The following is a 14784-nucleotide window of genomic DNA, read 5'->3' as shown; positions in this document are numbered from 1 at the left end:
CCAGCGTCCGCCGCCCAATAAAAAAGTGGCACAAACTTCAGGTCTCGGCCCGGGTTTGCGCCACTTTCCGGTCAGGGGTCAGTTCGAGCCGTAGACGTCGAACTTGAAGTACTTGTCCTGGACCTGCTTGTACTTGCCGTTGGCGCGCAGCGCGGCGATGGCCGCGTTGAACTTGCCGGCCAGGGCGCTATCGCCCTTGCGCACGGCGATGCCCACGCCTTCGCCGAAGTACTTCTCGTCGGTCAGTTGCGGGCCGACGAAGGCGAAGCCCTTGCCGGCGTCGGTCTTGAGGAAGCCGTCGTCGAGGTTGACCGAGTCGGCGACCACCGCGTTCACGCGGCCGGCCACCAGGTCCATGTTGGCTTCCTGCTGGGAGTTGTAGCGCACCACTTCCACGCCGGCCGGGGTCAGCTCGCCGGAAGCGTAGCGGTCCGCGGTGCTGCCGCGCAGCACGCCGACCTTCTTGCCCTTGAGGTCGGTCAGCGGGTCGTTCAGCGCCGAGCCTTCCTTCATCACGTAGCGGGCCGGGGTGTTGTAGTACTTGTTGGTGAAGTCCACAGACTTCTTGCGCTCGTCGGTGATGGTCATCGACGAGAGGATGGCGTCGATCTTGCGCACTTTCAGCGCCGGGATCAGGCCGTCGAATTCCTGCTCGACCCAGGTGCACTTGACCTTCATCTCTTCGCACAGGGCGTTGCCGATGTCGACGTCGAAGCCGGCCAGCTGGCCATCGGGGGTCTTGAAGGAGAACGGCGGGTAGGCCGCTTCGATGCCGATACGCACGGGCTTGTCGTCGGCGTGGGCCATAGCGGTGATAGCGGAGAGCGCCAGCGCGCCGAGAAGTGCGAACTTCTTCATCAGTAACTCCTTCGAGGGTAGGACTTCGATTGGCAGGAGAAAGGGGTTGGCCCAGGCTGCCCGTGCAGAAGTGAAGGTTCTTGTCGTCTGCGCGCATTGCCGTGGCGGGTTTCTCGTGGAAAACCACGCCATCCAGGGTGAGCGGCATTCTAGCGACAGCCCCTGGGCGGTTATTTCTTCAATGCGACAACTAATTATAGAAGCACCGGAGAGCGGGCTCCGACGTCTTGACGGGGCGGATTTTAGGTGATCAAGGAGGGAAGAGTAAAACCAATTTTCATTGCAGGTATCGGGCCAACGGATGTACGCCTCAATGAATACGGGGCCTCCAGCCTGGGGGCGGTTTTCTGGAGTTCAGAAAAGGCGCACAGCAAGCGTGCGAAATGTTTCCAGGCGCCTCATTTTGTCGCAGCGGGGCGGGGCGGTGTTACCGCATGCCATTCGGCGTCGGGCATCAACCTGTAGGAGCGGGCCCTGCCCGCGATTCGCGCGCAGGGCGCGCTCCTACATGGGAATGGCGTGGGTGGGGTGGCGTAGGAGCGAGCTTGCTCGCGAACACACTCCGCTGCGGGGCCCATTCGCGAGCAAGAACTAGGCGTCCCCCTCGATCCTACGAAGAGCATCCTGGCGCGGTCTGTCCTACAGTGGAAGAAAGAAAAACGCCCCGGCAAGCCGGGGCGTTTTTCGTTGCGGAGGCGGATCAGGCGGCTTTCATCGCCCGGTGGGTGTCCACCAGGTGCTGCACCACGCCCGGGTCGGCCAGGGTGGAGATGTCGCCCAGGGCGTCGTACTCGGCGGTGGCGATCTTGCGCAGGATGCGGCGCATGATCTTGCCCGAGCGGGTCTTCGGCAGGCCCGGGGCCCACTGGATGACGTCCGGGGTGGCGATCGGGCCGATCTCCTTGCGCACCCAGGCCTTGAGTTCCTGGCGCAGTTGCTCGTTGGCTTCCTCGCCGGCGTTCAGGGTGACGTAGACGTAGATGCCCTGCCCCTTGATGTCGTGCGGCACGCCGACCACCGCGGCCTCGGCCACTTTCGGGTGGGCGACCATGGCGCTCTCGATCTCGGCGGTGCCCATGCGGTGGCCGGAGACGTTGAGCACGTCGTCGACGCGGCCGGTGATCCAGTAGTAGCCGTCCTCGTCGCGACGGGCGCCGTCGCCGGTGAAGTACATGCCCTTGAAGGTCTTGAAGTAGGTGTCGACGTAACGGTCGTGGTCGCCGTACAGGGTGCGCGCCTGGCCCGGCCAGGAGTCGAGGATCACCAGGTTGCCCTCGGCCGCGCCCTCGATGATGTTGCCCAGGTTGTCCACCAGGGCCGGCACCACGCCGAAGAACGGCTTGGCGGCGGAGCCCGGCTTCAGCGCGTGGGCGCCCGGCAGCGGGGTCATCAGGCAGGCGCCGGTCTCGGTCTGCCACCAGGTGTCGACGATCGGGCAGCGCGACTGGCCGACGGTCTCGTAGTACCACTGCCAGGCTTCCGGGTTGATCGGTTCGCCCACCGAGCCCAGCAGGCGCAGGCTGGAGCCGTCGGCGCCTTCGACCGCGGCCTTGCCCTCGGCCATCATGGCGCGGATGGCGGTGGGCGCGGTGTAGAGGATGTTGACCTTGTGCTTGTCGACGATCTTGGCGACGCGGCTGATGTCCGGGTAGTTCGGCACGCCTTCGAACAGCACGGTGGTCGCGCCGTTGGCCAGCGGACCGTAGACCACGTAGCTGTGGCCGGTGACCCAGCCGATGTCGGCGGTGCACCAGAAGACCTCGCCGGGACGGTAGTCGAACACCCGCTCATGGGTCAGCGAGGCGTACACCAGGTAGCCGCCGGTGGTGTGCAGCACGCCCTTGGGCTTGCCGGTGGAGCCGGAGGTGTAGAGGATGAACAGCGGGTCCTCGGCGCCCATTTCCTTCGGCGCGCAGGTGGTGCCGGCGACCTTCATCAGGTCTTCGTACCAGACGTCGCGGTGCGCGTTCCACTTGATGTCCGAACCGGTGCGCTTGCAGACGATGATCTTCTGCACGCTGTTGGTTTCCGGGTTGGTCAGGGCGTCGTCGACGTTGGACTTGAGCGGGGTCTTCTTGCCGCCGCGCACGCCTTCGTCGGCGGTGATCACGATCTTCGAGCGGCAGTCGATGATGCGCCCGGCCAGGGCTTCGGGGGAGAAGCCGCCGAACACCACGGAGTGAATGGCGCCGATGCGGGTGCAGGCGAGCATGGCCACCACGGCTTCCGGGATCATCGGCATGTAGATGGTCACCACGTCGCCGCGGTGCACGTCCTGGCCGCGCAAGGCGTTGGCGAACTTGCAGACCTGCTCGTGCAGCTGGCGGTAGGTGATTTCCTGGTGCTCGGACGGGTCGTCGCCTTCCCAGATGATCGCCAACTGGTCGCCGCGCTCGGCGAGGTGGCGGTCCAGGCAATTGTAGGAAACGTTGAGCGTGCCGTCGGCGAACCACTTGATGTCGACGTGGTGGTCGTCGAAGGAGGTCTGCTTGACCTTGGTGAAGGGCTTGATCCACTCCACCCGCTGGGCCTGCTCGCGCCAGAAGCCGTCGGGGTTGACCACCGACTGCTGGTACAGCTTCTTGTAGCTGGCTTCGTCGGTCAGGGTATTGGCGGCCACTTCGGGACGCACGGGATACACGGATGCCGCACTCATGACGCATTACCTCGGTTCGGAGTGTTGTTCTTGTTGGGACCAAGTTGTAACGGCCGGGGTGCGCAGGGACCATACGACCATGGTCTTACCAATCCTTAGTCGTAGTGATAGGCCCCATCAGCCCGGCTGACGGGGCCTGCGGCAATGCGTCACAGTCCCAATAGACGAGGCAGTCCGAGAGAGATCAGAGGTACGTAGGTGATCAGCAGCAGGAACACCAGCAGCACGCTCAGCCACGGCAGGGCCGCGCGCACCGTGGCACCCAGCGGCATGCCGGTGACCGCCGAGGTGACGAACAGGTTGAGCCCCACCGGCGGGGTGACCAGGCCGATCTCCATGTTCACCACCATGATGATGCCCAGGTGGATGGGGTCGATGCCCAGCTCCATGGCGATGGGGAAGAGGATCGGCGCCAGGATCAGGATCACCGCCGACGGCTCCATGAAGGCCCCGGCGACCAGCAGCAGGACGTTCACCAGCAGCAGGAACTGCCAGGGGCGCAGGCCCAGGTCGACCATCCAGGCGGTGACCTGCTGGGGAATCTGCTCGGTGGTCAGCACATGGGCGAAGAGCATGGCATTGGCGATGATGAACATCAGCATCACCGACAGCTTGCCCGACTCCAGCAGTACCCGCGGCACCTCGCGCCAGGCCAGGTCCTTGTGCACACACAGGGCCACCCAGGCGGAGTAGACCGCGGCCACGGCAGCCGCCTCGGTGGGGGTGAACAGGCCGCCGTAGATGCCACCGAGGATGATCACCAGCAACAGCAGCCCCCACACCGCCTCGCGCACGGAGCCCAGCAACTGCGCCAGGCTGGCCCTCGGCAGCGCCGGCAGGCGGCGCACCCGCGCCACCACGTAGATCGCCAGCATCAGCACCAGGCCCAGCAACACGCCGGGGATCACCCCGGCCATGAACAGCGTGCCCACCGACTGCTCGGTGGCCGCGGCGTAGACCACCATGACGATCGACGGCGGGATGAGGATGCCCAGGGTGCCGGCGTTGCACAGGATGCCGGCGCCGAAGGCTTGCGGGTAGCCGGCGCGGACCATGCCGGCGATGGCGATGGAGCCCACCGCGGCGACCGTGGCCGGGCTCGAGCCGGACAGCGAGGCGAACAGCATGCAGGCCAGCACCGCACCTATGGCCAGGCCGCCGCGGATGTGCCCGACGCAGGCATTGGCCAGGGCGATCAGCCGCCGCGCCACGCCGCCGGTGGTCATGAAGGCGCCGGAGAGCAGGAAGAACGGGATGGCCAGCAGGGTGTAGTGCTCGCTGGTCTCGAACAGCTTGATGGCCAGCGAGCGCACCGAATCCTGGCTGAACAGCATGAGGGTGAGCGAGCCGGCCAGGCCCAGGGAGATGGCGATGGGCACGCCGATGAACATCAGCGCGAACAGCAGGATGAACAGAACCAGCACCGTCATGGCCGCACCTCCTCGGCGTCCTGCAGCTTCAGCGCCTCGGCGGCCTCATCGGCCAGGCCGAGCCCGGTCTGCCGTCCGCGCAGGATGCGCACCAGCACCTGGAGGAAGCGGACGAACACCAGGGCGAAGCCCAGGGGCACGACCAGCGCTATGTGCCACTGGCGCACGCCGAAGTGGGCCAGGTCCTCGGCGCCGATGCCGGCGCCGCGCAAGGTGTTCACCCAGTCGAAGCTGCCCACCGCGAGCAGGCCGGCGTAGGCCAGGCAGCACAGGCAGGCGAGCAGGCCGAGCCAGCGCTGCACGGGGCGCGACGCCAGGCGCACCAGTACATCGACGCCGATGTGCCCGGCCGTGCGCACGCCATAGGCCAAGCCGAGGAAGATCAGGGCGGCGAACAGCGCCTTGGTCAGCGCGTTGCTCCAGCTCATGTCCTGGGCCAGGCCGAGGATGGCGTCGCCCACGGCGTAGCTCGGGCCGCTGAGCGCCGGCCAGGCGTCGCCCAGGTCGTAGAACAGGGTGAAGACGTTGGTCACCACTACGTAGAAGAAGGTCACCAGGGCCATGGCCGCCAGCAGCAGGGCGATGAGGCCCTCCTCCAGGCGCTCGCAGGCACGCTTGAGTCGTTGCATGACTTCGCTCCGGGATGGTTCGGGGGAGGATTCAGAGAGGATGGTTGGCCGCTTCCGCGGCCTGGATCAGCTCGGGGCCGATGTCGTCGGCGAACTTGCGCCACACCGGCTGCATGGCCTGGCGCCAGCTGGCGCGCTGGGCCGGGGTGAGTTCGTGGATCTGGCTGGCGCCGCTGCCGGCGATCTGCTGGCGGGCCTGCAGGTTGAGCTCGGCGGCCTGGCGGTTGACCTCCGCCGAAACCTCGTCCATCACCGCCTGCAGCGGCTCGCGCAGGTCCGCCGGCAGGCCGTTCCAGAAGGCGGCATTGGTGATCACCATGTAGTCCACCAGCCCGTGGTTGGAGGCGGTGAAGTGCTTCTGCACCTCGAAGACCTTCTGACTGGCGTAGTTCGACCAGGTGTTCTCGGTGCCATTCACCACGCCGCTCTGCAGGCCTTGGTAGACCTCGGCGAAGGACATCTTGCGGGAGATCGCGCGCAGGGCGCGGAACTGTTCGTCGAGCACCGCCGAGGCCTGCACGCGGAACTTCAGGCCGCGGGCATCGGCCGGCTCGAGCAACGCGCGGTTGGCCGACAACTGCTTCATCCCGTTGTGCCAGTAGCCCAGGCCGAGGATGCCCTTGTCCTGCATGCTGGCCAGCAGCGCCCTGCCCTGCGGGCTGCGCTGGAAGCGGTCGACGGCGTCGATATCGTCGAACAGGAACGGCAGGTCGAAGACCTGGATGGATTTGGCGTAGTGCTCGAACTTGGCCAGCGACGGCGCCAGCATCTGCACGTCGCCCAGCAGCAGCGCCTCCATTTCCTTGCCGTCGCCGAACAGCGAGGAGTTCGGGTAGACCTCCACGCGCACCCGGCCAGGCAGGCGCTCCTCGGCCAGGCGCTTGAACAGCAGCGCGCCCTGGCCCTTGGGGGTGTTCTCCGCCACCACGTGGGAGAACTTGATGACCACCGGAGCCTCGGCAGCCTGCGCCAGGCCGGCGCCGAACACTGCCAGGACGCCCAACAGCGCCCGTAAAGTCGAACCTAACATCGCGTCACCCTCGTTTTTCTTGTATTGGCGAGGCAGGCCGCAGGGCGGCCGGGGCTGCCCAGACTGACGCAACGATGGCGTTCGGAGAATTCGCGATTTCCCAAGGCCGCATTCGGAATTCCGGAATGCGGGCACGAAAACGCCGAGGGCCGGGGGATGTAGGAAAACTCGGGAGGAAGGAAGGCGCCGCCCGGGCGGGCGGCGCGGATCAGACGGCCTGGCGCCTCAGTTGGGCAGGCGCGCGCTGTGTTCGAGCATCAGTTGCTCGTCCTCGGCGAGCATGCCGGGGATGCAGTCGCGGAGGAATTCGACCCAGGTGCGGATCTTCGCATCGAGGAACTGCCGCGACGGGTAGAGCGCGTAGATGTTCAGGTGGAACAGGCTGTAGCCGGGCATCACCCGCACCAGGCTGCCGTTGCGCAGCCCCTCCACCGCCGAGTACACCGGCAGCGCGCCTATGCCCATGCCGGCCACCACCGCCTCGGTCAGGGCGTCGGCGGTGTTGACCTGGAAGTGGGTGTGGTCGATGTGCGCCAGCTCTTCGCCGTCCGGGCCGTGGAACAGCCACTTGTCCAGCGACATCACGCTGTTCACCAGGCGCAGGCAGCGGTGCCCGGCCAGTTCCGCCGGCACCTTGGGCGAGCCATGCCGCGTCACGTAGGCGGGGGCCGCGCAGAGCACGCTGTGGGTCTGCCCCAGGCGCTTGGAGACGAAGCCGGAGTCGGGCAGCTCGGGGGCGATCACCACCGAGATGTCGTAGCCCTCGTCGAGGATGTCGGTGGTGCGGTTGGCCAGGGTCAGGTCGAAGCTGACTTCCGAATACATCTCGCTGTACTGGGAGATCGCCTTGATCAGGTAGTGCTGGCCGATGCCGGTCATGGCATGCACCTTGAGCTTGCCGGCCGGGCGCGAGTGGGCGTCGCTGGCCTCGGCCTCGGCTTCCTCGATGTAGCCGAGGATCTGCTGGCAGCGCAGCAGGTAGCGCTGGCCGGCTTCGGTGAGGGCGATGCGGCGGGTGGTGCGGTGCAGCAGGCGGGTACGCAGGTGGGCTTCGAGCTTGGCCACGGTACGCGAGACGTAGGCCGTGGTGAGGTCCATGCGCTGGGCGGCGGCGGTGAAGCTGCCGGTCTCGGCGACACAGACGAAGGCACGCATGTTGTGCAGCAGGTCCATCATTTCTCCTGAGAGCCTGTCCGCGCGCCGTGCCGGGCGATGCCGGCTACAGCAAAGTCTTGTTACAGATTCGCGACAGGCGGCGAATTGTCGCATAACTGCCCGCGGCGAATTGTTGTTTTTCAGGCAACAATAATTCGCCCAACTGTCAGCTTATCCTGCCTCCGGCGGTTTTCTAGAATCGCCTCCCCACCGCGGCCCCTCCGCAGTTCCCAGGATTCACAGCTGTGTTCCGCCATACGCGCCAGGCTCGTTTCGCCCCTGCTCCGTCGCCCTTCCCGCAGCCCTGCGGTTGCACAGTTCCCGACTCGCCGCTGCCCCGATGAACAGCCTCACCCGCATCAGCGCGCGCCTGCCCGGCGCCGACGCGCTGCGCCAGGCGGCGTCCGCCTGGGCCCATAGCGACGGGGTGACCTGGGTGTTCATCGGCAAGACCCTGCTCACCGCCTTCCTCGCCCTGTGGCTGGCCTACCGCCTGGAGCTGCCGCAGCCGAACACCGTGCTGGTCAGCGCCTTCATCGTGCTGCAGCCGCAGAGCGGGCAGGTCCTGGCCAAGAGCTTCTACCGCATCCTCGGCACCCTGGCCGGGCTCACGGTGATGGTCACCTTCATCGCCCTGTTCGCCCAGGAGCGCGTGCTGTTCCTGCTCTGCGTGTCGATCTGGGTCGGCCTGTGCACCGCCGGCGCCGCGCGCTACCGCGACTTCCGCGCCTACGCCTGCCTGCTGGCCGGCTACACCGCGGTGATGATCGGCATCCCCGCCACCCTGCATCCGGAAGGCGCCTTCATGGCGGCGCTGTGGCGGGTGCTGGAGATCACCCTGGGCATCTTCTGCACCGGCCTGGTCAGCGCCCTGGTGCTGCCGCAGACCAGCAGCGCCGCGCTGCGCAATGCCCTGGACACACGTTTCGGCGACTTCGCCGGTCTGGCCGCCGCCGGCCTGGAAGGCACCCTCGATCACGCCCGCTTCGAGCAGGCCGCCGCGCGCATCGCCGCCGAGGCCGTGGGCCTGGAGAACCTGCGCAACGTCACCGCCTTCGAAGACCCGCACATGCGCCTGCGCAGCGGCCGCCTGGCGCGCCTGAACAGCGAGTTCATGCAGTTGACCACGCGCTTCCATGCCCTGCAGCGCCTGCTCGACCGCCTGCGCGAACGCCAGGCCGGCGCCGTGCTGGAAGTGCTGATGCCGTGCCTGGTGGAGGTCGGCGGGCTGCTCGCCGGCTGGCATGGCCGGCCGCTGCGCGACGCCGACGCGGCCTTCCTCGCCGCCCAGCTGGAGCACTGCCGCCAGCAGCTGATGCCACACATCCGCGAGGCCCGCGCCAGGCTCGCCCATGCCTGCCCGCGGGAAGCCGACCAGCTGGACTTCGAGACCGCCGCCGAGCTGCTGTTCCGCTTCGCCGGCGACCTCCACGACTACGCCCAGACCCACGCCTCCCTGGCCGCCCACAGGCACGCCCGCGAGCAGTGGAAGGAGCGCTTCACGCCCAAGGCCAACGCCGTGGCCGCGGCGGTCGCCGGGCTGCGCTGCGCGCTGCTGGTGCTGGTCGGCGGGGTGTTCTGGATCGAGACCTCGTGGCTCAGCGGCGCCACCTTCACCCTCACCTCGGTGCTGATCGCCGCGCTGTCCTCGGCCTCGCCCAACCCCAAGCGCCTGTCGCTGCAGCTGACCTTCGGCACCCTGCTGGGCGCCACGCTGGGCTTCATCCTCACCTTCCGCGTGCTGCCGCACCTGGATGGCTTCCCGCTGCTGTGCATGGTGCTGGCGCCGGTGTTCGCCCTCGGCGCCTTCCTCATCACCCGCCCACAGTGGAGCGGCTACGGCGTGGGCCTGCTGGTGTGGTTCTGCATCGCCTCGCTGCCGGCCAACCTGGCGCGCTACGACGCCTACACCTTCATCAACGAATACCTGGCCATGCTGCTGTCCATGGGCATGGCGGTGGTGGCGGCGATGGTGATACTGCCGCCCAACCGCCCCTGGCTGTGGGAGCGCCTGGAGGCCGAGCTGCGCATGCGTGTGGTGCACACCATCAGCGATCCGCTGAAGGGCCTGTCGGCCGGTTTCGAAAGCGGCACCCGCGACCTGCTCAACCAGGCCTACGGCCTGGCCAGCGGCCGCCCTGACGTGCAGCGCCGGCTGCTGCGCTGGATGTTCCAGGTGCAGGAGGTCGGCCTGGCGATCATCGAGCTGCGCCGCGAACAGGCGGTGCTGCCCGACGAGCCCTGGTACGCCGAGCACATGCCCTGGCGCCGCGCCATCCGCGCCATGGGCCGCGCGCTGATCCGCCTGTTCATCCAGCCCAGCGAGCACAACCGCCTGCGCGCCCTGGCGGCGGTGGAGCACGCCATCCACAGCACCCGCACCACCCAGGAACCGCGCCCGCCGCACTTCGACACCTCGCCGCTGCGGCGCATGTGCAGCTACCTGCACTTCATCCGCACCTCGCTGCTCGACCCCAGCTCGCCGCTGCGGGAGAGCTCGCGGGGTTGAGAAAGCCGCGCGCTCCTACCGTACCGGCAGGCCCGGCTTTTCGTAGGAGCGAGCTTGCTCGCGAACAAACGCGGTGCCATGCGGTTCGCGAGCAAGCTCGCTCCTACGAAGGGCACCTCGGCGCAGTCGACAAGACAGTTGCTCCGTGAGGCATGACATTTCCCCGTAGGAGCGGACCTTGTCCGCGATAACCGAAACCACCGGCGCGATTCGCGGATGAGATCCGCTCCTACGCCGCGCCACCTACACCATTCCCCTGTAGGAGCGCGCCCTGCGCGCGAAATCGCGGGCAGGGCCCGCTCCTACGGTTCCAGGAAGCACAGTCGTAGGAGCGGACCTTGTCCGCGATAGCCGGGCGTATCGGCGCGATTCGCGGATGAGATCCGCTCCTACGCCGCCCCACCCACGCCATTCCCCTGTAGGAGCGCGCCCTGCGCGCGAAATCGCGGGCAGGGCCCGCTCCTACGGTTCCAGGAAGCACGGTCGTAGGAGCGGACCTTGTCCGCGATAGCCGGAACCATCGGCGCGATTCGCGGATGAGATCCGCTCCTACGCCGCCCCACCCACACCATTCCCCTGTAGGAGCGCGCCCTGCGCGCGAAATCGCGGGCAGGGCCCGCTCCTACACCGGCCCCTATCGCACAACGACCGCGACACGACCGCGCAGCGTCATCATGGCCACCCTCGCCCCGCAAACCCGCGCCGTTGCTGGATTGTTGCCTTTTAGTACGAGGTATTTTTGGCTTCCAGGCATATGAATATGCCCGCCGCGGACCTACCATTTGCTTGCTGTTGAAGCGCGCCGCAACACCCAAGAACCCGATTGCAACATCCCTAAAGACATCTTCCCGATGAAGCTGATGAACTTCGTCCTGGCCGCGTGCGCCCGGATGCGGCTCCCGCTCGGGAAAAAGGCAGGAAAATTCATGAAAGCCCTAGTCGTTCTGGCCCTGGCCGGCTTCTCCTCGCTCGCCCTCGCTGCGCAAGCGGACGAGGCTGCCCAACCTCAGAGTCCGGCAGTGGAGCAATACACCTACGGAATGAACCTGGACGTCGCCCACGTGGTTTCCACCACCGACGTCTCCAACCAGTGCGGGGTCGTGCCCGCGCAGATGACCTACGAAGACTCGAAGGGCGAGCGTCACACCATCGAGTACCAGGTCTGGGGCAACGGCTGCACTGGCGGCTAGGCCCATCCGGAACGCAACCGCGAAGGGTCCACGCCCCCTTCGCGGCGCGTTGCAGGTTCTCTCCCCTCCCCCTTCCCTAACGCTGCAGCACCGACCTCGCCAGGTTGCGGCTGTGCGCCCCGAACGCCCGGATCAACGCCAATAGCTGTTCGTCCAGCTGCGCATCGTGCTGCAGCGGCGCCAGTTCGTTGCCGGCGCTGAAACCGACGCCGGCATTTGCCGGGACCGTTGCCAGCCAATGACCGATCGCCGCATCGAAGGCCGCCGCATGGGCATGGGATTCGGCCGCCACCACCTCCCGCGGGTAATCGGCCGAATACGCCGGATAGCCGTCGTCGCCGGAAGTATCGGCATAGGCGGCGAGCAGCGCCGAACCCTGCGGCTTGCGCAGCGATTCCAGCAGCCAGTCCAGCTGGTAGCGCTCCACGCCCAGGTGGCGGCTGGCCACGCGGCGGATGGCGGCCTTCTTGTCGGCATCGAAGCCGGCCATGGCCTTGAGCGCGGTCCACAGCATGCTGGCGGTGGTTTCGCCGGGCAATGGCGTGCTGTGGTAGGGCTGCGTCAGGTCCTGGAGGTAATGCATCGACCAGCCGAGGAAGCGGTAGCCCCAGTACGGGTGGCCATGTTCGAAGGCATAACGCGCCAGGCCGTGGAACTGGTAGGCGCGCCATTCCGGCCAGCTGCGCTGCAGGTAGGGCGCGCCGGCGAAGATGATCGGCGACTCGTGGTAGAAGCCCATGTGGAATGGCGCCTGGGAGCTGAACTCGTAGCCCGGGTCGCCGAACGGCTGCGGGCCGAAGCCGTAGCGCTGGCCGGCCGCGCCGGGGTTGTCGCTGAACAGGTGGATGTCGTGGCCGAAGTCCGGCTCGTCCGTGGCGCTGGCCAGCACCGCCAGGGCCGAAACGGGCTCGCCCGGCTGCAGGGCGATGAAGCGCCAGCGCGCCCAGCCGGCTAGGTCGTGGAACACCAGCACGTCGGACGCCTTCAGGTGCGGCCGTCCGGGCTGGTCGTGCCCCGGCGCGGGCTGGATGACGTTGGCCAGCTTGATCTCCGGATTCAGCCGCAGGGCCGTGAGGAAGGCCAGGCGCAAATCCTGCTCCGTGCCGGTGAAGCGCAGCGCGTCGGGGCGCGCCGGGTACTGGCGGAAGTGCTCGCGGGCGAAGCGCTCCTGCTCGTCGAGCAGCGGCACCAGGCCCTCGCGTTCGGCGGCGAGGAAGCTCTCCAGCGGCTCCATGGGCGCCGCCGGCGCAGCGGCCACGGCCGGCAGTCGGGCCAGGGCCTGGTAGCTGCCCAGGGCATGGTTGGACCACGCCCAGAGGCAACGCGGCAGGATCAGCAGGGACAGCAGCAGGCAAATGCGCAACCGGTGGCTCATGGGGCCTCCACTCTTCTCGGACGATGCCCCGCAGCCTAGCAACCCCGGCGCCGCGGGGCACTGTCGCAGGGGGCCAGGGCGATTCACCGATAAGGCCAGGCTGACCATCATCAATGGCGCCCGCGGGGCCAGCCACTACACTTGCCGGGCATGACCTGCCGGCATAGCGCCGTTGCCGCCGGCCACTGCAAGAAGGCGTTCCCCCATGCTGCAATCCGTTTCACCGAAGAACGACCTGCCGCTGAAGAACGAGGCCGATCCCCAGCGCAGCGGCGTGCTCGCCCCGTTCGGCATCGCCGCCTTCCGCATCATCTGGATCTGCAACCTGTTCGCCAACCTGGGCACCTGGGCGCAGTCGGTGGCCGCCGCCTGGGTGGTCACCGAGGCCCACGCCAGCCCGCTGATGGTGGCGATGATCCAGGTCGCCTCGGCGCTGCCGCTGGTGCTGCTGTCGATCCTCTCCGGGGTGCTGGCGGACAACCACGACAGGCGCAAGATCATGCTCGTCGGCCTGTCCATCGAACTGTCCGGCGCCGCCCTGGTGACGCTGCTGGCGTTCCTCGGCTACCTCGACCCGCTGCTGCTGATCGCTTCCATCCTCTGGCTGTCCCTGGGCAGCTCCATCACCATCCCGGCCTGGCAGGCGGCGGTGAACGAGCAGGTGCCGGCGCGCCTGGTGGGCGACGCGGTGCTGCTCAACAGCGTCAACTACAACGTCGCCCGCGCGGTCGGCCCGGCCATCGGCGGCCTGCTGCTGTCGGCCACCGGCGCGCCCTGGGTGTTCCTGTTCAACTGCCTGTGCTACGCCTCGCTGATCTGGGCCATCTGGCAATGGCGCCGCGAGGTGCCCAAGCGCACCCTGCCGCCGGAGCACATCGTCGAAGGGGTGGTGGCGGCGCTGCGCTTCACCCAGTACTCCAGCGTCACCCGCCTGGTGATGCTGCGCTCGGCGGTGTTCGGCCTGTCGGCCAGCGCGGTCTGGGCGCTGCTGCCGCTGCTGGCGCACCGCAACCCCGACGGCAACGCCTCGGTGTACGGCTACATGCTCGGCGCCCTGGGCCTGGGCGCCATCCTCGGCAGCACCCTGGTCGGCCGCCTGCGCAAGGTGATCGGCACCAGCCGGCTGATCAGCCTGGGCGGCGGCACCCTCGGCCTGGTGCTGCTGGTCCTCGGCACGGTGGACAACCTCTGGGTGCTGTTCCCGGCGCTGATCCTCGGCGGCAGCTGCTGGATAGCCGCGGTGGCCAGCTACAACTCGGCGGTGCAGATACTGGTGCCGGACTGGGTCAAGGCGCGCGCCCTGGCGCTGTACCAGACGGCCATCTACGGCGGCCTGGCGCTGGGCTCGTTCCTCTGGGGCCACTTCGCCGGCACCCTGGGCGTGCAGGGCGCGCTGCTGGCCGCCGGCTGCCTGCTGCTGGTGTCGGTGGCGCTGCTGTACAACTCGCGCCTGCCGGAGCTCAACCCCGGCAGCATCGCCCGCGCGCCCAGCACCCTGCCGGGGGAGCCGACCTTCGTCTTCGACACCCAGCGCGGCTCGGTGCTGGTGACCATCGAATACCGCATCCCGGCCGAGCGCACCCGCGACTTCGTCCGCGCGGCCAAGGCGCTGCGCCGCCTGCGCCTGCGCAACGGCGCCGAACGCTGGGCGCTGTACCGCGACATCAGCGACAAGGAGGCCTGGCAGGAGGTGTTCCTGGTGGACAACTGGATCGCCCACCTGCGCATGCTCGACCGCATGACGCTGGAGGACAAGACCATCATCGACACGGTCACCAGCCTGCATGCGGGGGATGCGCCGCCGAAGATGCGGCATGGGGTGAGCTATGAGTCGGGGAGCTACGAGGCGCCGCCGGAGACGTTGGGGTGATGGAGGATTCGAGCACGCAGGTAATTCTGCTGCCGGGGCTGAACATCGCCCCCTCTCCCCAGCCCTCTCCCTGAAGGGAGAG

Annotated in this window: 10 protein-coding genes; 3 read left to right on the top strand and 7 right to left on the bottom strand. The window is 67.7% G+C overall.

Annotated elements, in window-relative coordinates; all coding sequences use genetic code 11:
• Nucleotides 1–78 precede the first annotated feature (78 nt).
• From aotJ to M8R19_RS23360, 6 genes are all read right to left on the bottom strand, one after another.
• Nucleotides 79–858 carry an L-arginine-binding protein AotJ gene (aotJ, locus tag M8R19_RS23385; RefSeq protein WP_009620740.1) on the bottom strand — a complete coding sequence of 260 codons (780 nt, stop codon included), beginning with the start codon at nt 856–858 and terminating at the stop codon, nt 79–81.
• 700 nt (nt 859–1558) lie between these two features.
• The gene (gene acs / locus M8R19_RS23380) at nt 1559–3514 is read right to left on the bottom strand and encodes an acetate--CoA ligase (protein ID WP_249919053.1); all 1956 of its coding nucleotides are present in this window, start codon (nt 3512–3514) and stop codon (nt 1559–1561) included.
• Between the two features lie 149 nt (nt 3515–3663).
• Entirely contained in the window at nt 3664–4944 is a 1281-nt protein-coding gene (gene dctM / locus M8R19_RS23375; RefSeq protein ID WP_249919052.1) for a C4-dicarboxylate TRAP transporter large permease protein DctM, read from the bottom strand.
• A complete protein-coding gene (locus tag M8R19_RS23370) occupies nt 4941–5573 on the bottom strand; it encodes a TRAP transporter small permease (RefSeq protein WP_074976420.1) in 633 nt (210 codons plus the stop codon). Before M8R19_RS23370 ends, dctM begins: the two co-directional genes overlap by 4 nt.
• Before the next feature lie 31 nt (nt 5574–5604).
• The gene (locus tag M8R19_RS23365; RefSeq protein ID WP_249919051.1) at nt 5605–6603 is read right to left on the bottom strand and encodes a TRAP transporter substrate-binding protein; all 999 of its coding nucleotides are present in this window, start codon (nt 6601–6603) and stop codon (nt 5605–5607) included.
• A gap of 225 nt (nt 6604–6828) precedes the next feature.
• A complete protein-coding gene (locus M8R19_RS23360) occupies nt 6829–7776 on the bottom strand; it encodes a LysR family transcriptional regulator (protein ID WP_058488791.1) in 948 nt (315 codons plus the stop codon).
• Nucleotides 7777–8098: 322 nt separating this feature from the next.
• On the opposite strand from M8R19_RS23360, the gene M8R19_RS23355 reads away from it, so the two are divergent.
• Nucleotides 8099–10267: an FUSC family protein gene (locus M8R19_RS23355; protein ID WP_249919050.1), complete on the top strand. Its 2169-nt coding sequence runs from the start codon at nt 8099–8101 to the stop codon at nt 10265–10267.
• Nucleotides 10268–11193: 926 nt separating this feature from the next.
• Nucleotides 11194–11457, top strand: a complete 264-nt coding sequence (locus tag M8R19_RS23350) for a DUF2790 domain-containing protein (RefSeq protein ID WP_009618416.1) — start codon at nt 11194–11196, stop codon at nt 11455–11457.
• Nucleotides 11458–11533: 76 nt separating this feature from the next.
• On the opposite strand, the gene M8R19_RS23345 is transcribed toward M8R19_RS23350, so the two are convergent.
• On the bottom strand, nt 11534–12832 hold the full coding sequence (locus tag M8R19_RS23345) for a phospholipase C/P1 nuclease family protein (RefSeq protein ID WP_249919049.1): 1299 nt from the start codon (nt 12830–12832) through the stop codon (nt 11534–11536).
• Between the two features lie 205 nt (nt 12833–13037).
• On the opposite strand from M8R19_RS23345, the gene M8R19_RS23340 reads away from it, so the two are divergent.
• Nucleotides 13038–14702 (top strand): MFS transporter, encoded by a 1665-nt coding sequence (locus tag M8R19_RS23340; protein ID WP_074976429.1) that lies wholly within the window; start codon nt 13038–13040, stop codon nt 14700–14702.
• Nucleotides 14703–14784 lie beyond the last annotated feature (82 nt).

Source organism: Pseudomonas sp. R3.Fl (genome assembly GCF_023516765.1).
In the GTDB taxonomy this organism is placed as follows: Bacteria; Pseudomonadota; Gammaproteobacteria; order Pseudomonadales; family Pseudomonadaceae; genus Pseudomonas; species Pseudomonas citronellolis.
Note: the sequence above shows the minus strand (reverse complement) of the source record. Positions and strands in the feature narration are given on the sequence as shown.

Bases quoted from the DNA above. Each gene is read 5' to 3' on its own strand.
- aotJ (WP_009620740.1), bottom strand. From the start codon at position 858: ATGAAGAAGTTCGCACTTCTCGGCGCGCTGGCGCTCTCCGCTATCACC.
- acs (WP_249919053.1), bottom strand. From the start codon at position 3,514: ATGAGTGCGGCATCCGTGTATCCCGTGCGTCCCGAAGTGGCCGCCAAT.
- dctM (WP_249919052.1), bottom strand. From the start codon at position 4,944: ATGACGGTGCTGGTTCTGTTCATCCTGCTGTTCGCGCTGATGTTCATC.
- M8R19_RS23370 (WP_074976420.1), bottom strand. From the start codon at position 5,573: ATGCAACGACTCAAGCGTGCCTGCGAGCGCCTGGAGGAGGGCCTCATC.
- M8R19_RS23365 (WP_249919051.1), bottom strand. From the start codon at position 6,603: ATGTTAGGTTCGACTTTACGGGCGCTGTTGGGCGTCCTGGCAGTGTTC.
- M8R19_RS23360 (WP_058488791.1), bottom strand. From the start codon at position 7,776: ATGGACCTGCTGCACAACATGCGTGCCTTCGTCTGTGTCGCCGAGACC.
- M8R19_RS23355 (WP_249919050.1), top strand. From the start codon at position 8,099: ATGAACAGCCTCACCCGCATCAGCGCGCGCCTGCCCGGCGCCGACGCG.
- M8R19_RS23350 (WP_009618416.1), top strand. From the start codon at position 11,194: ATGAAAGCCCTAGTCGTTCTGGCCCTGGCCGGCTTCTCCTCGCTCGCC.
- M8R19_RS23345 (WP_249919049.1), bottom strand. From the start codon at position 12,832: ATGAGCCACCGGTTGCGCATTTGCCTGCTGCTGTCCCTGCTGATCCTG.
- M8R19_RS23340 (WP_074976429.1), top strand. From the start codon at position 13,038: ATGCTGCAATCCGTTTCACCGAAGAACGACCTGCCGCTGAAGAACGAG.